The sequence below is a fragment of the Gluconacetobacter asukensis genome, assembly GCF_014174375.1.
Taxonomy (GTDB): domain Bacteria; phylum Pseudomonadota; class Alphaproteobacteria; order Acetobacterales; family Acetobacteraceae; genus Gluconacetobacter; species Gluconacetobacter asukensis.
Genome location: NZ_JABEQE010000014.1, coordinates 85762 through 109879 on the forward strand (window position 1 = coordinate 85762; position 24118 = coordinate 109879).

Sequence of the window (24118 nt, forward strand, 5' to 3'; positions counted from 1 at the left end):
TCAGGGCGGCGCGCTCAGCGTGTCGCCCTGCAACGCCGCATTCGCGCCCCGACCGTCGTGTCCGCTGTCGCGCAGCGCCAGCGTTGCCCGTTCGGCCAGCATGATCAGCCCCAGCGTCAGCGCCCCCAGCACGATCTCGCGCCTTGTGCCGGGGCTGGCGACCAGCATGGTCAGCAGCGACATCACCAGCGTGGCCAGCGTGGCGTAGGACAGGAACGGGAAGCACCACATCGGCAGCGCCGGCCGCGCGCCCCGCGCGATAGCCTCCCGCCGCAGCCGGATCTGCGCCAGCGCCACCAGCACATAATCGAACAGCACGAACGTACCCGTGGCACTGACCAGGAAGGCGAACACGCTCCCCGGCGCCGCCATCCCCGCCAGCGCCACGATCGCGGCCACCGTGCTGCCGGCCAGGATCGCCACGCGCGGCGTGCCGTTGCCGCCGCGCGCGCCGAAGCAGCGCGGCGCATCCCCGGCCTCGGCCAGTTCGCGCAGGATGCGCGAGGTGATGTACAGGCCCGAATTCAGCGCCGAGAGCGTGGCCACCAGCATCACCGCCGTCATCAGCATGGGGGCATAGGGCAGGCCCACATGCTCCAGCGCCGCCAGGAACGGCGAATGGCCGGGCACGATCCGGTTCCACGGCATCAGGCACAGGATCAGCCCGATCGACCCCAGATAGAAGACCAGGATCTTGATCACGACCGACCGCGCGGCCCGGCGCACGCTGTCGGCCGGATGGCTGGATTCGGTGGCGGCGATGGTCGTGATCTCGGTCCCGGACATGGACAGCATGATGGCCGGAATGCTGGCCATCAGCGCAAAGCCGCCATGAGGAAACAGCCCGCCGCCCGCCATCAGGTTGGCCGCCATGTCGACATGGCGGTGTCCCACCCCGGCCAGCACGGCCACGCCAAGCGCCATGAACAGCACGATGGTCAAAATCTTGGTCATGGAAAACCAGTATTCGAATTCGCCATACCCCCGGACCGAGAACAGGTTGATCGCGGTCATGGCCGCCAGCACGGCACATTCGATCGCCAGGAAGGGCAGGGGCACGAACGGGGCCAGGAAACTGGCACCGGCGATGGTCTCGATCCCCAGGATCGTCGCCCACATCACCCAGTAGGTCCAGCCGCCGATGAAGGCGGCACGCGCCCCCAGCCCCCGGCGGATATGCGCCACGAACGACCCGGCCTGGGGCGCCTCCACCGTCATTTCCCCCAGCATGCGCGTGACGCACAGGATGATCAGCCCGCCCAGCAGATAGGACAGGAAGACCCCCGGCCCCGCCGTGGCGATCGACGCGGACGAGCCCACGAACAGGCTGGCGCCGATCACCCCGCCGATCGAGATCATGGCCACATGCCGCTTGTGCAGGACGGAGGGCGCGGGCTGTTCGGTCATCGGCGTGGTGTCCTGTCCTGCTCTTCCGGGGCCTGTCCGGTCCGATTATAGATATCGGTATCGAAATGTCATGGGCAGGAACGGGGGGCAGGAACGGGGGCAGGAACGCTCGGGCGGGCGGCCGTTGAATCCGGTCATGTCTCATGGCCTTTCGCCTGTTCCCAATCGGTTTTATGCTCGTCTCGCTTCCCGGCAGGGCAGGCCGGCTTCGGCCCCGATCCTCCCGGCAGTTGACAGGGCGGCAGACCGGCCGCCGGCGCGCCGCAGCGGCGCGGGTATGGAGAAACAAGGCATGGCCGTTCGCAGTCTTCTCGCCACCGTCATGATGGGCACGGTTGTCGCCGCCGCCATCGCGCCGGCTTGCGCGCAATCCCCCCTCTATCAGGGCCGCCGCGGTGCCGCGGTCGGCATCGCCGCTGCCGTCGCCAGCAAGGACCGGCCGGACGAGGACGTCGCCCGCGACGCGGATCGCAAGCCCGCCAGCCTGCTCGCCTTCGCCGGTCTCAAACGCGGCATGAACGTCGCCGACATCATGCCCGGCAAGGGCTATTTCACCCGCCTGTTCAGCAACGTGGTCGGTGGCGACGGACATGTCTGGGCCATCGTCCCGACCTGGCTGGTGGCGAAGAAGCCGGCGGCGGCCGATGCGGTCAACGCCATTGCCGCCATGCCGGTATTCGCCAATGTCTCGGTCCTGGTCCAGCCGCTGGACGCGATCCAGGTGCCGAAGCGGCTCGACCTGGTGTGGACGTCGCAGAATTATCACGACATCTATTACGCCAGCGGCCCCGACGCCGCGCTGGCGTTCGACAGATCGGTCTTCGCCGCGCTGCGTCCGGGCGGCGAGTTCATCGTGATCGACCATGTGGCCAATCCCGGGGCAGGGGGCGACGTGGCGAAGCTGCACCGGATCGACCCGGCGATCATCCGCCAGCAGGTCCAGGCCGCCGGCTTCCATTTCGAAAGCGAGAGCAAGGTGCTCGCCAATCCGGACGACACCCACGACCTGCCGGTCTTCGACCCCGCGATCCGCGGCCATACCGACCAGGTCGTGCTGAAATTCCGCAAGCCGGCACGATAATTCCCGCGCACGCCAGGTACCACAGCCAGAATCGGGCCATGCCATGAAACTGCGATCCCTCCTGATGGCGGCGTGTCTGCCCGTTCTCGCCGCGTGTCAGACCGCGCCGCGCCCGGCGCCGCCCGCGCCAGTCATCCGCGCTGCCGGAATGCTGACCGGCCAGGCGCCGCTCGATCCGGCGGACGGCATTCCGGGCTCCGGCCGGGCGCTGAGCGTCACCTATCTCTCCACCGACGGCGTGACGGGGACCGGCCTGGTGCCCGTGACGGGCGAGGTGATCTATCCGGCCGGCACGCCCCCGGCAGGCGGTTGGCCGATCGTGGCATGGGCGCATGGCACGGTCGGCATCGCCAATGCCTGCGCGCCGTCGCGCAATCCGCATTCGGTGCGGGACCAGGATTATCTGGGCGCATGGCTGCGCCGGGGCTTCGCCATCGTGGCGACCGACTATCAGGGCCTGGGCAGCGCGGGCACGCATCCCTACCTCAATGCCCGCGCCGAGGCCTACAGCGTGCTGGACGGCGTGCGCGCCGCCCTGTCCGGCCTGCCGGACCTGCGCGATACGGTCATGATCGTCGGGCAGTCGCAGGGCGGGGGCGCCGCCTTCGCCGCCGCCGCCTATGCGCCCTCCTATGCGCCGACGCTCGACATCCGGGGCACGGTCGCCACCGGCATTCCCTACATGACGCCCGAGATCGCGAAGGCCCTCATGGCCGGCTCGCACGGCGGGGCCGGCAAGCCGCCGAAAGGGCAGGTGGACCCCGTCGTGGCCTACGCCTTGCTGATCGGGGCATCGACAGCAGGTCTCGACCCCGCCTTCGACCCCGCGACAGCCTTCACCCCCAGGGCAATGCGCGCCTTTCGTGCGGCGTCTGATACATGCCTGTCCGGCCTGCTCGATATCGTGCGCGACGATGGTCTGACACGGGCCAACAGCTTCCGGCCGACCCTGCCGCGCGCCCTGGCCCCCGCGCTGAAGGCCATGGCCTTTCCAACCCTCAAGCTGGCGGCTCCGCTTTTCGTGGGAACGGGCAGCGAAGACCGCGACGTCGCGCCTCAGGGGCAGCTTCTTCTGGTGCGCGACGCATGCCGGGCCGGCACGACGGTGCAGGCCCATCTCTATCGGGGGCTGGATCATTCGCAGACGGTGATGGCGTCGCTGCCCGATTCCGCCGCCTTCACCCGTTCTGTCATGGGCGGTATGCCCGTCACGCCGGACTGCGCACCCGTCGCACGCCGGCCAGAGGCCGGACCGACAGAATCCGGCAAGAATATGTCTTCCTTATCAGGAAAATAGAGGAAAACAGGAATCGCGCCGAAGAATTATTTCCACTTGTGCAAATAATTTCCAATTGTAACGTGATGGGCATCACGGCTTTCCATGCCGGTTTCTGCTGCTAGGGTCCAGTTCACCTGTTTCGACCGGAGGACAAACCGTGGCTGCCCACCAGAAGACGATGTCATCCCTGCCGGCGGTCAAGGAAAGCAGTACCTCCGACCGGGCGCCCGCTTCCTCGTCTTCCGCGCGGGCCTTCGCGCATGTCACCCGCCTCATGGGCTTCCGCCTGCCGACCGACATCCATGAATGGACGGCACGCGCCGGCATCCGCCTGCCCATGGGCGTCAAGCGGCGCGAGCGCATGGCGCTGATCGCCCGGCGCGGCGTCCTGTTCGTCCATGTGCCCAAGAATGCCGGGACCTCGATCGCCACCGCGCTGTATGGCCGCACGCTCTCGCACGAATCCATCCGCTATTTCCAGGACGTGGTGCCCGGCCTGGTGCGCGACCTGCCCAGCTTCGCCATCCTGCGCGACCCGGTGGACCGGTTCCTGTCGGCCTACAGCTATGCCCGCAACGGCGGCACGCGCGACCGCATGGTCGCACCCGGCTTCCGCGACCGCTATATGGGCTTCCAGTCGCTGGACGACGCGCTCGATCATGTCGAACAGGCCCGTTCGGTCTATGGAATGGACCATATCTTCCGCCCGCAATCCTGGTACGTCACCGGCCGGGCCGGCCAGCCGGCGGTGCGTCACCTGCTGCGCATCGAGGATGTCGCACACCTGTCCGACCTGATGCCGGAACTGGGCCCCGTCCGCCTGCCGCGCCTGAACGCGGGCCGGCCCCACCTCCTGGTGCCGACCGATCGGCAGCGGGCGCGCATCCAGGCTGCCTACCGCCAGGATATCGCATTGTTCGACCGCATAAGCACCCGAGAGGCGGTTTCAGAAGCCCCGCTGGCAGCGGCCTGACGGCAGTTTTCTGCGCTTAGCGGCGGGCGGCCATCAAGGCCGCTCTTGCTCACCAGCCCGCATGACCGGACAGGCGCCGGCACTTTCGGCTGCTTCAGCTCCCGCCGGAGGCGGCAGGTGGCCCTTCGGGGGGCAGGAACGCCCCGGCAACATGCGTCAGCCAGGAGCGCAGCCGCATCAACGCCGGGCGCTCCCAGCTGTTTTCGGCGATGAACAGCGTATAGGCGCCGATCGCAACGCCGTCGAACGGCGCCTCCGGCGGCCCTACCCGCACCAGCGTTCCGTTGCGCAGATCGTCTTCCAGCAGAAACGGATTGGCCAGGGCCACGCCCTGTCCCTCCCGCGCCGCGGCCAGCACCAGATGCGCATGCCACAGCCGCACCGCCGGGATCATGGATGGCGCCGCCACCCCCTGCCGGGCCAGCCAGGTCAGCCATTCGCGACTGTCTTCCTCCGCCAGCAGCGGGTGCGCCAGCAGGTCGCCGACCGCGCGAATCGGCCCGGCCCGTCGCAGGAAATCCGGACTGGCGACAGGAAAGACCGGCGGCCGGGCCAGTTCCGCCTGGCGAATGCCCGGCTGCGGTTCGTGGGGCTTGCCGTCGATCTGGTAGCGGATATCGGCATCGACACCGTCGGACCAGAAGCGCGCGCGCGCGTCGGTCGGGCGCAGCAGCAGGTCGATGTCCGGATATTCGGCGCGGAAACTCCCCAGCCGGCGCACCAGCCAGTGAAAGGCGAAGCCCGGCACGCACCACACGCTCAGCTGCGGCAGGTCGCCGGCGCGCAGGGCCTCGGTCGCGCGGGCGATCTCGTCCAGCGCCGTGGCGATCCGGTCGTGATAGATCCGGCCCGCCTCGGTCAGCCCGCCGCCGGCCCGATCCAGCAGCGGCACTCCGGCCCATTTTTCCAGCGCCCGTAGATGGCGGCTGACGACAGCATGGTCGATCTGCAGCCATTCGGCCGCGCGACGGATGCCGCGCGTGCGGCCGAACGCATCGAAGGCACGGAGCGGCCCAAAGGGCGGGAAATTGCGTCTGTCTGCCATGGCATGCCGGAAACGGGAGGAAGCGAACGGGTCTCGGCAACAGGATAGTGGTGCCTTTTGGTCACCACAATGGCAACGAAGGCAACTTTTACATATTATTTCGATGGATTAACGGGTGTGTCACGGGCGCATCTGTTTCACCGAAAGCGGACGCCCCGGAACAAAATGTCTTGTCAACGGAACTTTCTTGTTTCGAGACTGAATTGAAGCGGGCAACCGGGATCGGGGACGCGCGACGCGGCGTTTGGGGGGAAAGACGGCACATGCGATCAGGACGGGTTTGGGTGCGAAACGGACAATTCTTGCGTGCGCGACTTCTCGGAACGGCGGTCCTGGGCGGTGTCATCGGCAGCATGATCGGCGCCCCGGCGTTCGCGCAGACGGCACCGCAGCCCGCCACGTCATCGGCCCCCTCTGCGAAGAAGCCGGCCCATGCGCGCCACGGCGCGGCGAAGGCCGCGGCACCCGCCGCCTCGTCCGGCGGCACGCATGTCTCCGTGCGCCCCACTGCCGCCCCCCGCGCGGCGGCCGAGGCGCTCGACGTCACGGCCAGCCGCCATGTCTCGCACGGCGCCGAAGCCAGCATCAGCCGCGCGATGCTGGAATCGCAGGTCGCGGGCACGAACATTCTCAAATCGGTCGGCCAGCTTCCGGGCGTCAGCTTCAGCTCCAGCGATCCGCTTGGCATCGATACCTGGGGCACCAGCGTCTATGTGCGCGGCTTCTTCCAGGATTCGATCGGGATGACGCTGGACGGCATCCCGCTGAACGACCAGACCTATACCAGCGTCAACGGCGTCAATATCGCCGATGCCTGGATCTCCGACGACATCCAGGGCGTCGAGACCTCGCAGGGCGCGGGCGGCGTGGACCTGCCGGGCAATTCCAGCCTGGGCGGCACCATGCGCTTCCACACATCCGATCCCAAGAACAAGGCCGGCGCCAAGGTGTCGCAGGTGTTCGGCAGCTACGGCACGCTGCGCACCTATGCGCGCGTCGACAGCGGCGCGCTGAACCAGACCGGCACGAAATTCTACACCGCCTACTCGCGGTCGGACGAGCGGAAATACGATGCCGACACGCCGGGCTTCATGCAGACGGTCAACGGCAAGCTCGTCCAGCCGATCGGCCATGACAGCCGCATCACCGCGATCTTCAACTGGAACGACGCCGAGGTCTGGGGCTACGCCGACAAGTCGCTGAGCATCCTCAAGAATGCCGGCTGGCGGACCGAATCCTGGGCGCCGAACTACCGGGGCGCCTACAATGCCTCCGAATATGCGTGGATGAATGGCGACGGCAACAGCGGCACCTGCACGCCGGCCTGTACCGGCCCCGGCGCCTATGATGTCGGCAGCGGCACGCCGCTGGTCTTCCCTGCCGGTACCACGCCCACCATTCCGGCCTCGTGGCAGAACACGAACGAAGGTGTCGGCACCGCCTATTACGATGCGGGCCAGTCGACGCGGGATTATCTGGGCGGCATCGACGCCGACCTGGCGCTGACCAACGCCCTGCGCTGGAACACGGTCTTCTATGCCGGCGCGTTCGACGGTCATGCCACCTATGGCGATCCCTGGACGCAGTCGCCGGGCACCGGCGCGCCGCTGTCCGAAGAAGTGTGGCAGAACGCCTATCGCCGCTTCGGCTTCACCAGCGCGTTCACCTGGCATGTCGGGCGCCACACCATCAATGTCGGCGGCTGGTACGAGAACAATTCCCAGCGCGCCGGCCTGTACTGGTACAACGAGCCGGTCTACGGCCAGGGCACCCCGTTGCAGACGGTCGGCCCCTACACCACCTATGGCGCCGCGTTCCAGCAGGGCTATGGCTTCACGTGGAACACCAACAGCTTCCAGTTCCACGTGATGGATGCCTGGCGTCCGGTGGAAGGGCTGACGGTGACGTACGGCTTCCGCTCGATGCTGCAGACAACGTCGGGCGGCGCGGATTACGGCAATGTCGATGCCGGTTACGGCACCGGCGTGGGCGTGAAGTCCGGCCTGCCCAGCGGGTCGATGACCTCGGCCGCCGCGTTCCTGCCGGCCGTCAACCTCGATTACCATTTCGGACGCGGTCACGAGGTCTATTTCGACTTCGCCGAGAATATGCGCCCGTTCATGGTGGCCCCCTCGGGCGGCTCGGTGTCGCCCTGGGCGGTCTCGTCGCAGCATGCGTTCCGGGAGCTCCAGCGCCATCTGCCGAACGAGCGTGATTTCACCTATGTCGTCGGCTACCGCTACACCTCGCGCAAGCTCCAGGCCTCGATCGACGGCTATCATTCCGACGTCTACAACCGCCTGATCTCGGCCTCGGTCGGCTCGCTGAACAATCCGATCACCTCGGTGGTCAATTCGAAGCACGCGGTGATGTGGGGCATGGACGCCGCGCTGACCCTGCAGCCCTTCGAGGGGCTGGCGCGCGGCCTCGCCTGGACCAACTCCATCAGCTACAACCACTTCACCTATGCGGACCACGTCAATATCTGCCCGCTCTCGGGCGATTGCGACATCAAGGGCACCAAGATGCTCGCCTATCCGCAGGTGATGTACAAGACCAGCCTGTCCTACGAGTACAAGGGCGCATCGGCCCATTTCGATGTGAACTACTACGGCAAGCGCTATTTCTCGTACATGAACGACACCCACATCTCGCCGTACTGGATGGCCAATCTGGGCGCCAAATACCGCTTCGGCAATCTCAGCGTGCTGAAGAACGTGACCCTGGCGTTCGAGGTCTATAACCTCTTCAACCAGAAATATATCGCGATGATGGGCGAGAACGGCTTCCCCATCGGCGGCCAGTCCGGCGACGGCGGCGACTACCAGTCGCTGGAGCGCGGCGCGGTGCGCGAATATTTCGGCACGATCAGCGCCGAATACTGATCGGCGGCACGTGTCCGGGCCATGCGGTCCGGACACGCCACGTTCAACAGGGGGCAGGAAAGCCGCGATGGTGGGTTGGAACATGAAGACCACATGCCGTGCTGCAATGGCCGCCATGCTGGCAGTCCCGGCGGGCAACGCCCTGGCCGCGTCGCCGGTCCTGCAGGCCGAACAGAGCGACGTCGCCACCCTGCCGCCGGTCGGTGCGCACTGGGTCCTGCCCGCGACCGATCGCGAATCCTACACGATCTACGATGCCGATGCCGGCAGGATCCTGGGCACGGTGCCGGCCAGCATCCTGGGCAATATCGCGCTCTCGCCCGACCGTCGGACCTTCTATGTCGCCGACACGATCTGGTCGCGCGTCGATCACGGCACGCGGCAGGACCTGATCCAGGAATATGACGCCCACACCCTGGCCCTGCGGCGCGAGATCACGCTGCCGCCCCGGGCGCTGGCGGTCTACAAGGGCCAGGATTTCGATGTCAGCCCCGACGGCAAATGGGCCTATGTCTTCGACATGAGCCCGGCAACCTCGGTCACCATCGTCGATCTCGTGAAGGGCGCAGTGGCCCACACGGTCGACATCCCCGGCTGCGCCCTGGTCTTTCCCTGGAAGCAGGGCGGGTTCTCCAGCCTGTGCGGCGACGGGTCGCTGACCAATGTGGGCTATACGGGCGACAAGCCGACCGTCACCCACAGCGCCCCGTTCTTCGACGCCAATAACGACCCGATCTTCGAGCAGGGGCTGGTCGACCACGCGACCGGCCACGCCCTGTTCATCTCCTATACCGGCAAGGTCTACAACGTCACGCTGGGCCAGACGCCCGACATCGCCGCCCCCTGGTCCATCCAGGCAGCGGCCGGCCAGCCCGTCGCCGGCACCGGCGTGCAGGAACAGGCGTGGCGCCCCGGCGGCAAGCAGCCCTTCGCCTGGAACCGCGCCAGCGGCCACCTGTTCGTGCTGATGCATGTCGGCCCGCACTGGACGCACAAGACCGACGGCATCGAGGTGTGGGAGCTCGATCCCACCCACCACACGCTGCTGCGCCGCATCGACCTGCCGCAGCCCGCGCGCGGCATCGCCGTCAGCGGCGACGCCGCCCCGCTGCTCTACGCCACGTCGCAGGACGGCACCATGACGGTGCTCGACGCGCGCACCGGCACCGTCCGCCGCACGGTCGAGGCCCATGCGGAATCGATGATCGTGGCGCCGGACCTCATGCCCGGTCATAACGGGTGATGGATTCCGCTGCCTCGATCACCGTCCTGGCCTGGGCCCAGGCGCTGGACTGGCTGCTGCTGCTGGCGCTGGTGCCGGTGCTGGGGCTGCTGTTCCGCCGCATGCGCCATCTGTTTGCCAAGGTCGCCCCGGTCGGCGCGCTGATGACGTCCGGCGGCCCGGCTCCCGGCCAGACGCTCCCGGCCCACCCCCTGCGCGCGCTGGACGGCACCATGCTGACGGTGGGCGGCCCCCAGCCCGAGGGCACGCGCACGCTGCTGCTGTTCGTGTCCGGCACCTGCCCCATCTCGCGCAAGATGCTGCCCATCGCGCAGGATTTCGTGCGGCGTGAGGCCATCGCCCTGCTGTGCCTGGGCGACGATACCGACGCCATGCAGCAGGATCTGGTCGCCCGCTTCGGGCTGGCACCCTCACGCTTCGTCAACGATCCCGAGATCGGGCGCATACTCGGCATCGACAAGCTGCCCTTCGCCCTGCTGCTCGATGCATCGGGCACCATCGTGGCCAAGGGCCTGGTCAATAACCGCGAACATCTCGAAAGCCTCGTTGTGGCCGGGGAAACGGGCCACGTCTCGGTGCAATCCTATCTGGACGCGCGGCCCCACGCGGCATGATCGCGCCGGCTCGCCCCGGCCTCCGGACCTTTCAGGAGTAACACGCCAATGCCGGTTTCCTTCCTCGACACGCTGGGCGAAGCCGTCACGCGCCGGCTGGCGGCCCGCTCCTCGCGGCGCGGCGTGCTGGGGCGCATGGGGGCCGCCATGGCGGTCGCCCCCGCCTTCCCGCTGCTGCCGGTACGCCGGGCCGACGCCGCGCCGACCCCCGCACCCAACCCCGCCGCCACCCTGACCGATTTCGAACGCCGGGCGCAGGGCAACGACCCGACCAAATGCAATTACTGGCGCCACTGCGCCATCGACGGCGTGCTGTGCGGCTGCTGCGGCGGCGGCATCCACACCTGCCCGCCGGGCACCGAACCCTCGCCCGTCTCCTGGATCGGCACCTGCCGCAACCCCGACGATGGCCGCTCCTACGTCATCGCCTATCGCGACTGCTGCGGCCGCAATATCTGCGCCGCCCCGAAATCCTGCGACTGCAACACGGCCGATCGCGAAATGCCGATCTACCGCCCCCAGGCCAGCAACGACATCATCTGGTGCTTCGGCACGGCCTCGACCGCCTATCATTGCTCGACCGCCGCCATCATCGGCCAAGCCGGATGAAGGGCAGGGGCGCCGCCCACGGGTGGCGCCGGACGGCGATGCGTCAGCGATTCCTGCTCCTCTCCCTGACCATCCTGCCGGCCCTCGCCGTGCTGGGGCTGGCCCGCGCCGCCCCCATGGCGGGCGCGCTGCCCGTCATCCCGGCGACGCAGGGCCATTACCTGATGGGCTGCGGCGGCTGCCATGGCATACAGGGCCGCTCGGGGCGCGAAGTCGTGCCCGACCTCGCAGGCCAGGTCGGCTATTTCCTCTGCACGCCCGAGGGGCGGGACTATCTCGTCCGCCTGCCCAACGTCGCCTTCGCCAACCTCTCGTCAGAGGATCTGGCCCGGATGATGAATTTCGTGGTCTTCACCTTCGGCGGCGCCAGCGTGCCCGCCAACAGCCGCCCCTACACCACGGCCGAAATCGCCGCCCTGCGCGCCAACCCCCTGCGTGTGGCCGACCTGCACACCTACCGCGAGCAGATCGTGCGCGCCGTCACCCGCGCCTGCCCGGCCGCAGCCGGCCTGCACGGTTATGATGTGGCGCAGGCCGCGCGCGAAGGCCAATAATGGCATCCCGAACAGGGCAGACGGCAGACCGGACACGGACGAGGCAGATGACAGACTCTTTCCATCACAGGGCCCATTCATGACCGGCCCCACCATCCTCCCTCTCGCCGGCACGCTGCTGGCCGGCGGCATCGGCACGCTCCTGTTCGCCGCCGGCCTCGCCAAACTGCGCGATCACGACGGCTTCCTCACCACACTGGCCGCCTACCGGCTCGTGCCCGCCGCCCTGCTGGAATCCACCGCCTGGGCCCTCGCCGGGGCCGAAACCGCCGTGGGTGCCACCCTGCTGGCCGGTCTCGCCCCCCTCACAGCCGGCCTCGGCGCCGCCCTGCTGTTTGCAATGTTCGCCCTCGCCATGGCCATCAACCTGCTGCGCGGCCGGACCAACCTCTCCTGCGGCTGCCTGCCCGGCATGGCATCCGCCCGCCTGTCCTGGGCCGCCGTCGCCCGCAGCGCCCTGCTGGCCCCCGCCTCCCTGCTGCCCGCCCTCACGGGCCAGCCTGCTTCCCTGCTGCTGCGCTACCAGGCCCTGGCCGCCGGCGCCTGCCTGCTGGCGCTCGCCCTCGCCCTGTCGCACCTGATATCGGCCACGCCCGCCCCCGAGGAACATTCCGCATGATGACTGCCCTGATCGTGTCGCAGGTGCTGCTGTTCGCCGCCATCGTCGCCCTGGTGCTGGTGGTGCTGGCCCTCGCACGCCAGATCGGCATCCTGCACGAACGCATCGCCCCCATCGGCCAGCAAAACCCCCAGCGCGGCCTCGATGTCGGCCAACCCATCCCCCGCATCACCATGCGCACGCTGGAAGGCACCCCCTTCCCAATCGGCGAGCGCCTGCCCGCCGGCACCATCCGCATGCTCCTCTTCGTCGGCGCCGATTGCCCCGTCTGCAAACGCGTCCTGCCCATCGCCCTCGAAGTGGCCCGCGAACGCGGCCTGGACCCCGTCCTCGTCGGCGACGGCGCCCCCCCCGAACTCACAGCGATGCGCGACCGCCTCGCCCTCACCAACATCCCCTTCATCACCGGCGTCGAACTCGGCCTGGTCCTGCAAGTCAACCGCCTCCCCACCCTGGTCCTGCTGGACGACAACGGCTCTATCCTCGCCCGCGACGTGGTCAACACCCGCCGTCAGGTCGAAGCCCTGCTGCCCACCATGCCCGGCCGTCCCGTGGCGGCATGAACCGCGGCCAGAGCTTTGCCCTGGACCCACCAAAGGGCAGTCGCCCTTTGGAAACCCGGTCGAATGGAAAGGAAATGTTCAGTCCGTTTCGATTTCGGTCTGATATAGGAAAGTGGTGCAACGAATCCCAAGACCAGTCATTCCTCGGCGTCGGTCTTCAACGGCTCTATGCCCAAATCCGTCGCCTTAAACGTCATCCACAACTCGCCATAATAGGGGATAGCAGCTTAAGGCATTTCATCGGGCTGCCCATTTAGTGTATATTACAGAATAGGGGCATAAATCTGCCCATTAGCGCTGACGGAGTTTAGGTGTTTAGTCCCGGGGTTTGATGGTGCGGATTTTGTATGAACCGTGATGGTTCTTTTTCCCACTTCTGGCAAATGAATTCGTATGGAGTGAGTCCCCGCAGGGTCTTGAGTCTGCGGGCGAAATTGTAGGCGGCAACGAAGTCTGCGAGGTGCTGGCGCAACTGGTCATGCGTTTCGTAGTAGAAGCGCTTGACGGTTGCGTCCTTGATCGTGCGGTTCATCCTCTCGACCTGACCATTCGTCCAGGGATGCTGCACCTTCGTCAAACGGTGCTCGATATCGTTTTCGTTACAGACCCGATCGAAGATGTGGTGGAAGGCATACGTGTCGCAGGCCCGATTGGTGAACTGGATGCCGTTGTCGGTCAGGATCGTATGGATTTTATAGGGAACGGTCTCGATCAGGCGCCGAAGGAACTCCGCTGCGACCATATTGCCCTCTGCCGTCTGCACCTCGGCGATATCGATGTGAAAGTAGCCGATCGATGAGAAGGCGCCGTTCACATAGACGTAAATCAGCAGCGCCAGCATCAGGCGCGGATGATACTGCGGCCTTGCCGCCAGTCCGCATGGGCACTGAAAATGCCCCCAGCGGCACCCGCTCCATCATCGCCACGATGAAATGCGCCACATCGTCCGCAGGTAGCCATGACTTCAGATCCGGCGGCAAAAGATACGGCCGCGATCGATCAAACGGGATGAAGCTGCTCATCCTGAAAGCTTACCGCAGATCCCCCAACCCGACAGCCTGCTAGATCCAGTTCCGGACACACGCTCGGGGAAAATAATAATATTTATATGTCTTCATGTTAGAATAGTTTCATTCAGGCGTTGATACTATATATCATCACATTTTTGGAGTAGAAGTTTCTTGATTTCTACTCCAAAAATTTTCCAGAGACTGTATTTTATATAGTGCGTCTATTGGGCCGCGATAACGTATATTGCTCCCTGGTCAAGCGCCTCGGATTTATGGTTTGTTCCCGCTGGTAGGAAAACTCGGTCTCCTGGCCCGACAGTTCGAGGTTCATCGTCAATGGTAAAAACGAGCGCCCCCTGAATAACAAAAAGAACTTCATCGACTGGGTGCGTATGGAAATCATGCACCTTATGCGGAACGTCACGCTGTAATTCTACACTCCCCTGAGATGGAAGTAATTCGAGAATCTCATCTGGAATAATTATGTTTCTGAATGGCGCATTGTCCTTCATGCCGCAGATATCCTTTTCGGGGTGGAAGGAGAACCGCTTCGTGCCAACTCCTTAAACGGGCACTCCAAAGCTGCTATATTATCATCGGGAAGGAAGTACTGTTGGAATTCACGCCCGACCGGATCACCATAACGCCCAAGGGCCGGTGAAGGCGCTACCCCGTCATATGGGATTAGTCGTTCTCGAACAGTTCCAAAAGCCGCCTCGGCAGCCGCGTCAGTTCCCAAAATTCGATCAAAGACCCATCTTGGCTGAAACGTAAGCATAAAGGACGTCGATCGTCTGCTCTGACGCATGACATGCGCAGGCGTATTGCACACTACGAATATTGGTTCGCCATGGAAGCAAAACTCCCACAAAGGATGATCGATCTGCTGAGGAATTCCCCTGGGCCACTCAGCCCGATCGTGACGTGAAAGCTGATCGAGGACAAGCCAGAATTCCCGATAATAGGCCTCAATCGTGCGAACAGGCCTCGGACGGGTAAAAACCACCAAAGAGGTATTAGCACCGAAGGTCCTCGCATTTTCGACAAAATCTCCAAGTTCTCTGGCCAGTATATTCACATCGAGATCTTCCAGAAATAGGTACCTAAGTTGATCCTGACGATATCCGGCGATACCAAAAACACACGGAAATGCTCGGGTAGAACTCTCCATGAGTGCCTTGAATTCGGAGAAAACAAGATTCTCCCAATTTCCGTTGCGAATTTTTCTTTCCGCCTCATGACGGCTTAAGTATAGACGTGTCATTAATTTCTTCCTTGACTGATCTCAAATCAGTCATCATTGATTTTGCCATTACCATCGGTCCAAGAACGCCGGGAATTGAAAGCGCCACGAGAATTTCGATTAAGCTTCGATATCCAGCGTCATTTACCAATGCGTGGGAAAAGGTCGGATCAATAGCTGCCTCGTTCGATGCAGTCATCGCGATTCCGATGACTGGCTGGGCAATAGCAGCTACGATACCGGCCGTGGTTGTGTTTATGGAGGCTCCAACGCCAATGAACTCGGACGTATAGAGCCTCTTGGTACACTTAAGGACCAAAGGAACGGTACCCCCCGCGAGAATCCCGATAGTCGCGAAGTCACATGTAATGAAGGCGAAGCCGAGTCCATGTGCGAGTGCCGGCGTTAGGAATACTATCAAGACTGCGCGAAAAACACAGAGAACGATTAAAGTCCGATCTGGTCTACGAAAAATGTCCGCCGCGTGGCCAAGAAGCACAGAGCCTACGGCATTGCCGATCATGAAGCCGAGTAAAGGTATTCCTGCACTCGATGCATCGACCCCGAAATAATCTTCGATCATCGGCAGGCCCCATATCCCAGCCAGCGTGGTAACGATTGCGAAATGGGACGCGAAGGTCATGGCGCACCCCCAGTTCGCGCTCTTCTTCAGTGCGCGAACGGCAGAAAATATAACGCTTCGAAGCGTTATGTTTTTTTTCTGTAGTTTCGCTATTTCTGGCAATACAAACCAGCCGCACAAGAGATTGAGCGCGCTCACGGCCGCAATAAGACCAAATGATCCCCGCCAGCCTATATGAGTGAGAGCGACGGCCAGGGGGGTTGTCGCCAATGCGCCTCCGATATATCCAGACACCTGCGACAGCCCTGAAAAGAGCCCAAATCTCCTTCCTGGGAAGCGCAATGCAACCAGCTTCAGCAATGACGTGAATACTAGAGCATCACCCGATGCCACAATTACCCTTGCGAAGAATGCTGTTGCTATGCCATCGGATATTGAAAAAACGGTGCTTCCTATTGAGGAAACGCCGATACTTAGCAAAGCGATACGCCTTACCCCATATCTATCTACGAGCAGCCCCGCTGGGATTTGAAACAGCGCATATCCCCAAAAATATGCTGATGCGAGCGTCGCAACACCACTGGTTGTCGTTTGAAAGTCCCTTATAAGGTATAGATCAACCGTCTGGGGCGACGACCGCTGCATGAAAGCAACGGTATAAGCAAATGACAAGATACCCCACTCAAGATATCGACGCGGAATCAGCCGAATACCCGATGTCATTCTCATTTGAATTATAACCTCACGATCCCGACGGAAAAAAGAGCGTCCCTCGGATCCGGGATCTCACGTTCTATGACGTCCTGGATCATCGCAACCGTTCCGCGAGACTTCTGACCCCGATGAATGATATGGTCATAACATCCCCTCATGATCATCGCTGGAGTTTCCAGTATTTGTCCGGGGTAAAGCGCCCCACAGATTTCTGTAGCGGCCTCCTGCAATTCTCCGTCTTCCACACCATCATGAAGCGACGGCACTAATCTTGAGCAAATCTTAGAATTTGCCGCCCAAATTATCGGGTTACGTGTGCGCCAAGCGTACAAGATCTCGCTCTCTTCGGGCTGGAGATCGCTTGCAGTGAGTTCAATAGAGGTGGCTGTTAGAAAATGATAGAGTCCGCGACCTTGATGTTGAGGCAGTACTTCACTGCCGCTTCTATATAGCGCGAGCATTCCTCCGATGCGAAATCTCTTATAAACTGAGAATGCGATTATTTTATTATGAAAATATAGAAGGATTATACCAAATTCCCGTTCAAACGGAGTTCTTGATGAAGTCCAATGCGGCTCATATAGTATCCAGTTTTTTGCTATTATTGCGTTCATTTCCTCCATCATTTCTGATCGTCTGGCGACTGGAACCTCGGACGCATCAGCAAAAGCTGCAGCGGAATAGCCCATCGGGAGCTTGTTCGTAGGTACGATGTGGTTTGGAGAGATGATATCCGACATGGGATGGACCTTCAGAATAAGCACCCTAACAGGCACAGAACTATAGATTCTCCGTGACAGGCGTCGGCATAAAGGACATTATTCCCTCGTTTTCTGCCAATTGTTGAAGGGCAAGTGACAATGGCCGAAATTGAAGTCGTGCGAGAGATTCAAAAGACATTCGTCATTTTATTGTATCCTGGCGTTACCCTTCTTGATGTTTCCGGCCCAGCACAGGTATTTGCTGCCGTATGCCAAGAAAACGAACAAGAATTTGGTAATATTAATTTAATATATGTTTCTGAGCATGGTGGATCAATCGAGACGGACGTTGCGCTTTCGGTGAACACAGTTCCGTTTTATTGTTTAGATACTGTTATGATTGATACTCTTCTGATTCCCGGCGGCCCGGGCGTATGGAAAGCTATTAAGAGCGATGTACTGGTCGCGCGGATACGTGACTGGGGAAGATCTTTGCGGCGCGTTGCCTCGGTGTGCCTTGGAGCATTTCTGTTAGCTGAGGCTGGGCTTTTGGATGGGCGCAGGGCGGTTACGCATTGGCGCCAATGCGACTCTCTGCGGCAGCGCTTTCCACGGATAGATGTCCGGGAAGATTCACTGTTCCAAAGAGATGAGAATATATGGACGTCAGCTGGTGTTAGCGCGGGCATTGATCTCGCCCTCGCGATAGTCGAGCAAGATTACGGACGAGCAACAGCGCTCGCGATCGCTCGAAGATTAGTTGTGTTCCTAAAGCGTCCCGGTGGGCAAAGCCAGTTCAGCACTCTACTACATACGCAGATTTGTGACGTCGATTGTCGACTGACCACGCTTCATGCCTGGATAGCAAGTAATCTGACATCGAAGCTTAGCGTAGAGGTTCTGGCGGCGAAGGTCGGCATGTCTCCTAGAACTTTTGCTCGTTTTTACAAAATGATTGCCGGTTCGACACCAGCAGCCAGCGTTGAAGCCTTTCGGGTGGAGGCCGCCCGTCGGATGCTTGAAGACGGTGATTTAGCAAGTATTTCCGAGATCGCTCGTCGCGCAGGGTTCGGCGACGATGAGCGAATGAGGCGAGCCTTTATTAAGTTGCTAGGAATTTCTCCCACCGATTACCGCCGAAGCTTTTCGATTTAGCGGCCTGTCGGACAGCGCCTGTCGCGATGATTATGAGGCGCGGAGAGGCAACTCTAGCAGGTTGGCCCGCCGGGAGGCACTGAAGGCAAAGCTGGATGAAGCCCGTACGCGGCTGGAATTGGAAGCCTGCGAGCAGGCCGAGACCGCCCGGCCCGAATACGAACGCAGGAAAGCAGCCTTTGATGCGAAGCGGGGACGGCGCGGCCGCCCGCCGAAAGAGCCGGACGATGAACCGCCATCAGACTGGTAGATCAACCTGGCCGATCCGGTCATTGGGCCGTCCAGCATCATCGGCGCCGTCATGCCGGACAGGCGCAACCCGCCGATGAACGTCGTGGTTCCAGTACCCTGGGGTATAGAGGCATCCGACAGCGCGTGCCGCGACGTGACCGTCCCCGTAGACGGACCATCTTTGTCGAGACGGCGGTTTCGTCGATGAAGACCCGCGTTGACGCAATCCACCATCACCCGTAAAAACCCCGCATCCCTAACCAGCGAAGCCCCAACAGGCGCAGCCTTGACTTAAGCGCCGGAGGCGCCGCTTGACCATGTCCATGACGTTTGCCGACCTCTCTCTGGCACCGACCCTGCTGAGCGCACTGGCCGAGGAAGGGTATGTCACCCCCACCCCGATCCAGGCCCAGTCCATCCCGCTGCTGCTGGAAGGCCGCGACCTGCTGGGCATGGCCCAGACCGGCACGGGCAAGACCGCCTCCTTCGCGCTGCCGCTGCTGCACCGCCTGGCCGCGTCTCCCCGCCCGGCGCCCAAGGGCGGTGCCCGCGTCCTGGTCCTCGCGCCCACGCGCGAACTGGTCTCGCAGATCGCCGACGGTTTCGAAAGCTTCGGTCGCCATCTCAACTTCAGCGTGACGACGATCTTCGGCGGTGTCAGTCAGTTCCATCAGGTCAACGCGCTCAAGGAAGGCGTGGACATCATCGTGGCCGCACCGGGCCGCTTGCTGGATCTGATCAACCAGGGCCTGTGCGACCTGTCGCAGCTCGAGGCACTGGTGCTGGATGAGGCCGACCAGATGCTCGATATGGGCTTCGCCAAGCCGATCGAGCGCATCGTTGCGACGCTGCCCAAGGACCGGCACACAGTGCTGTTTTCGGCAACGATGCCGAAATCCATCGCAGCACTGGTCGAAAGCCTCCTGCGCGACCCGGCGAAGGTCGAGATCGCGCCGCCCTCAACCACCGTCGACCGGATTGAACAGTCGGTCATGTTCGTCGATGCCGCCGACAAGAAGGCGGCATTGCTGGAACTGTTGCAAACGCCCGGCATGGGCCAGGCCGTGGTCTTCACCTTGCAGAAGAACATCGCCAACGAAGTCTGCGCCTTCATCACCGAGGCCGGCATCACGGCCGAGGCCCTGCATGGCAACAAGTCGCAGGGCCAGCGGGAGCGCGCGCTCGATGCCTTCCGCGCCGGCACCGCGCAGGTCCTGGTGGCGACCGATATCGCGGCACGCGGCATCGACGTCGACACCGTCACGCATGTTTTCAATCATGACCTGCCCAGCCTGCCGGAAAGCTATGTCCACCGCATCGGCCGCACCGGCCGCGCCGGGCGCAACGGCTTCGCCATCACGCTCTGCGATGCCGAGCAACGCGCCTGGCTGCGGGATGTGGAGCGGGAAATCGGTCGCACCCTGACCGTTCAGGACGATCACCCGTGGCATTCGGAAGCGGCGCGCAACTCGACCATGCGTCCGCCCCTGCTGGGCGGCGCGCCGCCCAAGGAAGCCAAGCCGCAGGAGAAGCGCGAGCGAAAAGTCTGGACCGAGGAAGAGAAGCAGGCCGCACGGGCAGCGGCCAAGGCGACTGCCGGGGCAGCCTGATCAGGCTGGCGCTGCCCTTGAACCCACCAAAGGGCAGCCCCTCCGTTGGCATTCCATCGGCCGTTCCGGCCGACGGAACCTTGGCCAACTCCGCCCTTTGGAAACCCATTCGTTATCAAATGATTGGGGTGCAGGGCCTCAGGCCCTGCCGGGGCCAGGGCAGAGCCCTGGATTCAAGCCTTCCCGGCAAATAGTCCGGGAAAAAAAGAGGCTGTTCCAAAAAATTCCGTCAGAGACGGACCTTTCCAAAACAGCCTCCCCACAATTCAGCCCGCCAGAGCCTGCTCGATAATCGCCAGCCCCTCCTCGATCACGCTGTCAGGCGCGGTCAGGGGCACCAGAATGCGCACAGTCTCGCCCAGCACACCGCAAGACAGCAGGATCAACCCACGTTCAGCGGCACGGGCGCAAATGGTGCCGGCGCCGCCTTTGTGCGGGGTCTTGCCGTCGGCTTCCAGAATATCGAAGCCGATCATCGCACCGGGCCCACGCGCGGCGCTGAAGGGCACCAGGCCCGGCTTGCCGCGCAGCGAGTCCAGCCGGTCGCGGATGCGCGCGCCGATCACGTTGGCGCGCTCCACCAACCCTTCCTCGACGATCACGTCCAGCACCGCCAACCCGGCGGCACACGCCAGCGGCGCACCGGCATAGGTGCCGCCCAGCCCACCGGGGCCGACAGCGTCCATCAACTCGGCCCGGCCGATCACGCCCGACAGCGGCATGCCGCCACCCAGCGACTTGGCAACGCACACCAGGTCAGGTGCCACGCCGGAAAGCTCGATGCCGAACAGCTTGCCGGTACGGGCAAAGCCGGTCTGCACCTCGTCGGCAATCAGCTTGATCCCGTGTGTGTCGCAGACCGCGCGCAGGGCTTGCAGCAATTCGGTGGGGGCGGGGCGGAAGCCGCCTTCGCCCTGCACGGGCTCGATGATGATGGCGGCAACCTGCGCCGGGTCGATATCCGCCGCGAACAGCAGGTCGAGCGCGCGCAGACTGTCGGCAACCGAGATCTCACCGGCCGGGAAGGGCAGGTGATAGACCCCGCCGGGCATGGTCCCGAACGGTGCCTTGTAGGGCTGCACCTTGCCCGTCAGGGCCGAGGCCAGCAGCGTGCGGCCATGGAACCCGCCGGTAAAGGCCACCACGCCGCTGCGCCCGGTGGCGGCGCGGGCGATCTTCACCGCGTTCTCGGTCGCTTCGGCGCCGGTGGTGAACAGGATGGTCTTGGCCGGGCCGGGGAAGGGGGCCAGCGCGTTCAGCCGCTCGGCCAGCGCGATATAGGATTCATAGGGCGAGACCTGGAACGCGGTATGGGTGAACAGGTCCAGCTGCCGCCGCACGGCCTCCATCACCTTCGGGTGACGATGTCCCACATTCAGCACCGCGATCCCGCCGGCGAAATCGATGTAGCGCCTGCCTTCGACGTCCCACAATTCGGCGTTTTCCGCGCGGGCGGCATGGATGGTGGTGGCCGAGCCGACGCCGCGCGGCACAGCCGCCTCGCGCCGCGCCTGAAGGGCGGAATTGCTGGATGACATGGTCGCCTGTCCTCGTTGTCTGAAGGGCCTGATCGCGGGGGAGGGGCGCCGCCACCGACGCCATACCGACGGCGCTTGTACTGCCCGCGCGCCGGGCGCGGGAGACGCCTTGTCGGTCGTCGGTGGTGCCTTTCTGTCACCATCCTGTCATAGCGCCTCAGATGGTCAGCATGGGGGGGCGTGTGTATGGTGCGCGCACTTCGGACCGGGGGTGGTGCCTGCCTCGCGCGCCGAAGCGGGGGAACGAGTCGAAGACCGCCCATGCATGACGTTATCCTCAGCCTGATCCTGTTGTTCGTCGCGGCCTTCAGCAGTCTGGCCGCCCGCCTGATGCCCGTTCCGGTCCCCTTGCCATTGTTGCAGATCGCCCTGGGCGTGCTGGGGTCGATCGCCGGGCTGCATGTCACGCTCGACCCCGACATGTTCATGCTGCTGTTTATCCCGCCGCTGCTGTTCCGCGACGCGTTCCATATGCCGATGCGCGAATTCGGCCAGTTGCGCGCCATCATCTTCGCCTTGGCGGGGCCCATGGTGCTGGCGACGACCATCCTGTGCGGCTACGCCATCCACTGGATGCTGCCCCCCATGCCGTTGCCGGTCTGCTTCGCGCTGGCGGCAGTCCTGTCACCGACCGACGCGGTGGCCGTGGGCGGCATGCTGGGCACGTCGGTGCCGCGCACCATCGTCCATATGCTCGAAGGCGAATCCCTGCTCAACGACGCCTCGGGCCTGGTCTGCTTCCGCTTCGCCACCGTCGCCGCCATGACGGGCGCCTTCTCGCTGCGCGGTGCGCTGACTACCTTCAGCCTGCTGTCGCTGGGCGGCATCGCGATCGGCATCGCCGTCTGCCTGGCGGCGGCCCGGCTGGACAAGATCCTGCTCGCCCGAGGCTATGACGACCCGCCGACGCAGATCACCTTCATGCTGCTGCTGCCCTTCGCCGCCTACATGTCGGCCGAGGCGGTCGGCTGCTCGGGCATCCTGGCGGCGGTGGCGGGCGGCATGACCATCAAGCTGACGGGCGTGCTGCAGGAAACCCAGATCACGACCCGCCTCCAGGCCCGCACGATGTGGGACATGGTCGGCTTCATCTTCAATTCCGTCATCTTCCTGCTGCTGGGCCTGCAACTGCCGGCCCTGGCGACCAACGGCATGGCGCTGGTGCGCGCCGCCGACCGCTCGCCATGGATGCTGCTGCTGCTGATCGTCGCCATCCATGTGGCGATGTGCATCCTGCGCGCGGCCGGGCTGGCGCTGATCCTCGGCATCGCGGCCTGGCGCGCCCAGCACGATCATGGCGTGTTCCGCTGGCCCGGCTGGCGCGGATTGCTGGTCAGCACCGTCGCGGGCGTGCGCGGCGCGGTCACGCTGGCAGCCGTGCTGTCCCTGCCGCAGGCGGCAGAGGGGGTCGCGGGCTTTCCGGCGCGCGACCTGCTGGTCACCGTGTCGGTGGGGGTGATCCTGGTATCGCTGCTGACGGCCAGCTTCTCGCTGCCGTGGCTGACCAGTGGCCTGATGGACGGAATGGGCGATCCCCAGGCACGGGAAGTCAGCTGGGCGCGGCTGGTCCTGGTGCGCACGATGCTGCGCGCGATGCGCGACGAGCAGCAGACCATGACCACCCGCGCCAAGACACGCGACGAGGCCGGCGAAATGCGCATCGAGATCATCGCCCGGCTGATGCAGGAATATGAAAACCGGCTGAACCAGCTCCGCCGCAACAGCAATGGCGAGGCCAGCGCGGCCCAGATCACCTCGATCCGCCGCATGCGCCTGGAACTGGCCCTGCGCCTGAACAATCTGCGCACCTCGCGGATCGAACTGCGCAACCTGCGAGACGCCCAGTATATCAATGACGAGACCGAATCCCTCCTGATGCAGGAGATGGATTACGAGGAGCAGGTGCTCAGGAATCGGGCCAGAAGCCTCCCCCGCGTCAACTAGGAGAGTGTTTTAAAAGCGCCGCTGCCGGCAATCCGACGCGCGTTTTCTGCGCTTCGCTGCGATGCTCGAAAACCCACGCCGGCCGCGGCCCTTGCGGGCCGCTCTTGCTCGGCAGCGACGCTTTTAAAACACTCTCCGAAAAGCCTGCCCGTCACCGCGCGCTGGTGGCGGTCCGACGCTCACGGCCATCAAGGCCGCTCCGCTTCGGTGCTCGGAAACACACGCCGGGCGCGGCCCTGCGGGCCGCTCCCACTCACCAGCCCACGGTGCCGGGCAGGCTTTCCCTTGTCTCAAACTGGTCTTGCTGCGGGAGGAACCGGCAGGGCTCTCAGGCCCTGCACCCCAATCATCTGATAACGAATGGGTTTCCAAAGGGCGACTGCCCTTTGGTGGGTTCAAGGGCAAGGCCCCATAGGCGCGAAGGTAATGGATTGAATTGAGTGTCCGACTTATGATTCAAGAGAAAGATGCGTTCTGTATCTCTTCTTGGCGGGGATTGGGGGTCTGTTGTCCGCGC

General features: G+C 63.7%; 20 protein-coding genes and 4 pseudogenes. 14 read left to right on the top strand and 10 right to left on the bottom strand.

What is annotated here, in order from left to right:
* Window positions 1–1407, bottom strand: a complete 1407-nt coding sequence (locus tag HLH35_RS15055; protein WP_246385134.1) for an amino acid permease — start codon at window positions 1405–1407, stop codon at window positions 1–3.
* Window positions 1408–1699: 292 nt separating this feature from the next.
* Between HLH35_RS15055 and HLH35_RS15060 the strand changes: the two genes are divergently transcribed.
* From HLH35_RS15060 to HLH35_RS15070, 3 genes are all read left to right on the top strand, one after another.
* Entirely contained in the window at window positions 1700–2488 is a 789-nt protein-coding gene (locus HLH35_RS15060; RefSeq protein WP_220790706.1) for a class I SAM-dependent methyltransferase, read from the top strand.
* 43 nt (window positions 2489–2531) lie between these two features.
* Entirely contained in the window at window positions 2532–3785 is a 1254-nt protein-coding gene (locus HLH35_RS15065) for an alpha/beta hydrolase (RefSeq protein WP_182979919.1), read from the top strand.
* A 139-nt stretch (window positions 3786–3924) separates the two neighbouring features.
* Window positions 3925–4740: a sulfotransferase family 2 domain-containing protein gene (locus HLH35_RS15070; protein WP_338029367.1), complete on the top strand. Its 816-nt coding sequence runs from the start codon at window positions 3925–3927 to the stop codon at window positions 4738–4740.
* A gap of 94 nt (window positions 4741–4834) precedes the next feature.
* On the opposite strand, the gene HLH35_RS15075 is transcribed toward HLH35_RS15070, so the two are convergent.
* On the bottom strand, window positions 4835–5785 hold the full coding sequence (locus HLH35_RS15075) for a LysR substrate-binding domain-containing protein (protein ID WP_182979920.1): 951 nt from the start codon (window positions 5783–5785) through the stop codon (window positions 4835–4837).
* A 302-nt stretch (window positions 5786–6087) separates the two neighbouring features.
* Between HLH35_RS15075 and HLH35_RS15080 the strand changes: the two genes are divergently transcribed.
* From HLH35_RS15080 to HLH35_RS15110, 7 genes are all read left to right on the top strand, one after another.
* The gene (locus HLH35_RS15080; RefSeq protein ID WP_246385135.1) at window positions 6088–8670 is read left to right on the top strand and encodes a TonB-dependent receptor; all 2583 of its coding nucleotides are present in this window, start codon (window positions 6088–6090) and stop codon (window positions 8668–8670) included.
* Window positions 8671–8737: 67 nt separating this feature from the next.
* Window positions 8738–9913: an amine dehydrogenase large subunit gene (locus HLH35_RS15085; RefSeq protein WP_182979921.1), complete on the top strand. Its 1176-nt coding sequence runs from the start codon at window positions 8738–8740 to the stop codon at window positions 9911–9913.
* On the top strand, window positions 9913–10527 hold the full coding sequence (locus HLH35_RS15090) for a thioredoxin domain-containing protein (protein WP_182979944.1): 615 nt from the start codon (window positions 9913–9915) through the stop codon (window positions 10525–10527). Before HLH35_RS15085 ends, HLH35_RS15090 begins: the two co-directional genes overlap by 1 nt.
* 48 nt (window positions 10528–10575) lie before the next feature.
* Complete coding sequence (locus tag HLH35_RS15095) at window positions 10576–11136, top strand: methylamine dehydrogenase light chain (RefSeq protein WP_182979922.1); 561 nt, start codon at window positions 10576–10578, stop codon at window positions 11134–11136.
* A gap of 38 nt (window positions 11137–11174) precedes the next feature.
* Complete coding sequence (locus tag HLH35_RS15100) at window positions 11175–11690, top strand: hypothetical protein (protein WP_182979923.1); 516 nt, start codon at window positions 11175–11177, stop codon at window positions 11688–11690.
* A gap of 79 nt (window positions 11691–11769) precedes the next feature.
* Window positions 11770–12309: a MauE/DoxX family redox-associated membrane protein gene (locus HLH35_RS15105; protein WP_182979924.1), complete on the top strand. Its 540-nt coding sequence runs from the start codon at window positions 11770–11772 to the stop codon at window positions 12307–12309.
* A complete protein-coding gene (locus tag HLH35_RS15110) occupies window positions 12306–12872 on the top strand; it encodes a redoxin family protein (protein WP_182979925.1) in 567 nt (188 codons plus the stop codon). Before HLH35_RS15105 ends, HLH35_RS15110 begins: the two co-directional genes overlap by 4 nt.
* 307 nt (window positions 12873–13179) lie before the next feature.
* On the opposite strand, the pseudogene HLH35_RS15115 reads toward HLH35_RS15110, so the two are convergent.
* From HLH35_RS15115 to HLH35_RS15140, 6 genes and pseudogenes are all read right to left on the bottom strand, one after another.
* A pseudogene (locus tag HLH35_RS15115) lies at window positions 13180–13665 on the bottom strand (integrase core domain-containing protein); the annotation flags it as partial.
* A pseudogene (locus HLH35_RS15120) lies at window positions 13666–13894 on the bottom strand (IS5/IS1182 family transposase); the annotation flags it as partial.
* A 209-nt stretch (window positions 13895–14103) separates the two neighbouring features.
* Complete coding sequence (locus HLH35_RS15125; protein WP_182979926.1) at window positions 14104–14394, bottom strand: cupin domain-containing protein; 291 nt, start codon at window positions 14392–14394, stop codon at window positions 14104–14106.
* The gene (locus tag HLH35_RS15130; protein ID WP_182979927.1) at window positions 14391–15146 is read right to left on the bottom strand and encodes a YqcI/YcgG family protein; all 756 of its coding nucleotides are present in this window, start codon (window positions 15144–15146) and stop codon (window positions 14391–14393) included. The genes HLH35_RS15125 and HLH35_RS15130 overlap by 4 nt, the downstream gene beginning before the upstream one ends.
* Entirely contained in the window at window positions 15118–16437 is a 1320-nt protein-coding gene (locus HLH35_RS15135) for an MFS transporter (protein WP_182979928.1), read from the bottom strand. Before HLH35_RS15135 ends, HLH35_RS15130 begins: the two co-directional genes overlap by 29 nt.
* A 5-nt stretch (window positions 16438–16442) precedes the next feature.
* On the bottom strand, window positions 16443–17162 hold the full coding sequence (locus HLH35_RS15140) for a hypothetical protein (protein ID WP_220790707.1): 720 nt from the start codon (window positions 17160–17162) through the stop codon (window positions 16443–16445).
* Window positions 17163–17282: 120 nt separating this feature from the next.
* Between HLH35_RS15140 and HLH35_RS15145 the strand changes: the two genes are divergently transcribed.
* Window positions 17283–18278 carry a GlxA family transcriptional regulator gene (locus HLH35_RS15145; RefSeq protein WP_182979929.1) on the top strand — a complete coding sequence of 332 codons (996 nt, stop codon included), beginning with the start codon at window positions 17283–17285 and terminating at the stop codon, window positions 18276–18278.
* A 61-nt stretch (window positions 18279–18339) separates the two neighbouring features.
* A pseudogene (locus HLH35_RS15150) lies at window positions 18340–18525 on the top strand (IS5/IS1182 family transposase); the annotation flags it as partial.
* An 11-nt stretch (window positions 18526–18536) separates the two neighbouring features.
* On the opposite strand, the pseudogene HLH35_RS20005 reads toward HLH35_RS15150, so the two are convergent.
* Window positions 18537–18721: pseudogene (locus HLH35_RS20005) on the bottom strand (IS630 family transposase); the annotation flags it as partial.
* Window positions 18722–18826: 105 nt separating this feature from the next.
* Here HLH35_RS20005 and HLH35_RS15160 point away from each other — a divergent pair.
* On the top strand, window positions 18827–20119 hold the full coding sequence (locus tag HLH35_RS15160; protein WP_182979946.1) for a DEAD/DEAH box helicase: 1293 nt from the start codon (window positions 18827–18829) through the stop codon (window positions 20117–20119).
* A gap of 266 nt (window positions 20120–20385) precedes the next feature.
* Here the strand turns inward: HLH35_RS15160 and gabT are convergent, their stop codons facing one another.
* The gene (gene gabT / locus HLH35_RS15165; protein ID WP_182979930.1) at window positions 20386–21657 is read right to left on the bottom strand and encodes a 4-aminobutyrate--2-oxoglutarate transaminase; all 1272 of its coding nucleotides are present in this window, start codon (window positions 21655–21657) and stop codon (window positions 20386–20388) included.
* A gap of 261 nt (window positions 21658–21918) precedes the next feature.
* Between gabT and HLH35_RS15170 the strand changes: the two genes are divergently transcribed.
* Window positions 21919–23601: a Na+/H+ antiporter gene (locus HLH35_RS15170; protein ID WP_182979931.1), complete on the top strand. Its 1683-nt coding sequence runs from the start codon at window positions 21919–21921 to the stop codon at window positions 23599–23601.
* The last annotated feature ends 517 nt before the right edge of the window (window positions 23602–24118 follow it).

Excerpts from the sequence above, each read along its gene's own strand:
- HLH35_RS15055 (WP_246385134.1), bottom strand. The coding sequence starts at position 1,407 with ATGACCGAACAGCCCGCGCCCTCCGTCCTGCACAAGCGGCATGTGGCC.
- HLH35_RS15060 (WP_220790706.1), top strand. The coding sequence starts at position 1,700 with ATGGCCGTTCGCAGTCTTCTCGCCACCGTCATGATGGGCACGGTTGTC.
- HLH35_RS15065 (WP_182979919.1), top strand. The coding sequence starts at position 2,532 with ATGAAACTGCGATCCCTCCTGATGGCGGCGTGTCTGCCCGTTCTCGCC.
- HLH35_RS15075 (WP_182979920.1), bottom strand. The coding sequence starts at position 5,785 with ATGGCAGACAGACGCAATTTCCCGCCCTTTGGGCCGCTCCGTGCCTTC.
- HLH35_RS15085 (WP_182979921.1), top strand. The coding sequence starts at position 8,738 with ATGGTGGGTTGGAACATGAAGACCACATGCCGTGCTGCAATGGCCGCC.
- HLH35_RS15090 (WP_182979944.1), top strand. The coding sequence starts at position 9,913 with ATGGATTCCGCTGCCTCGATCACCGTCCTGGCCTGGGCCCAGGCGCTG.
- HLH35_RS15095 (WP_182979922.1), top strand. The coding sequence starts at position 10,576 with ATGCCGGTTTCCTTCCTCGACACGCTGGGCGAAGCCGTCACGCGCCGG.
- HLH35_RS15100 (WP_182979923.1), top strand. The coding sequence starts at position 11,175 with ATGCGTCAGCGATTCCTGCTCCTCTCCCTGACCATCCTGCCGGCCCTC.
- HLH35_RS15105 (WP_182979924.1), top strand. The coding sequence starts at position 11,770 with ATGACCGGCCCCACCATCCTCCCTCTCGCCGGCACGCTGCTGGCCGGC.
- HLH35_RS15110 (WP_182979925.1), top strand. The coding sequence starts at position 12,306 with ATGATGACTGCCCTGATCGTGTCGCAGGTGCTGCTGTTCGCCGCCATC.
- HLH35_RS15125 (WP_182979926.1), bottom strand. The coding sequence starts at position 14,394 with ATGAAGGACAATGCGCCATTCAGAAACATAATTATTCCAGATGAGATT.
- HLH35_RS15130 (WP_182979927.1), bottom strand. The coding sequence starts at position 15,146 with ATGACACGTCTATACTTAAGCCGTCATGAGGCGGAAAGAAAAATTCGC.
- HLH35_RS15135 (WP_182979928.1), bottom strand. The coding sequence starts at position 16,437 with ATGAGAATGACATCGGGTATTCGGCTGATTCCGCGTCGATATCTTGAG.
- HLH35_RS15140 (WP_220790707.1), bottom strand. The coding sequence starts at position 17,162 with ATGTCGGATATCATCTCTCCAAACCACATCGTACCTACGAACAAGCTC.
- HLH35_RS15145 (WP_182979929.1), top strand. The coding sequence starts at position 17,283 with ATGGCCGAAATTGAAGTCGTGCGAGAGATTCAAAAGACATTCGTCATT.
- HLH35_RS15160 (WP_182979946.1), top strand. The coding sequence starts at position 18,827 with ATGTCCATGACGTTTGCCGACCTCTCTCTGGCACCGACCCTGCTGAGC.
- gabT (WP_182979930.1), bottom strand. The coding sequence starts at position 21,657 with ATGTCATCCAGCAATTCCGCCCTTCAGGCGCGGCGCGAGGCGGCTGTG.
- HLH35_RS15170 (WP_182979931.1), top strand. The coding sequence starts at position 21,919 with ATGCATGACGTTATCCTCAGCCTGATCCTGTTGTTCGTCGCGGCCTTC.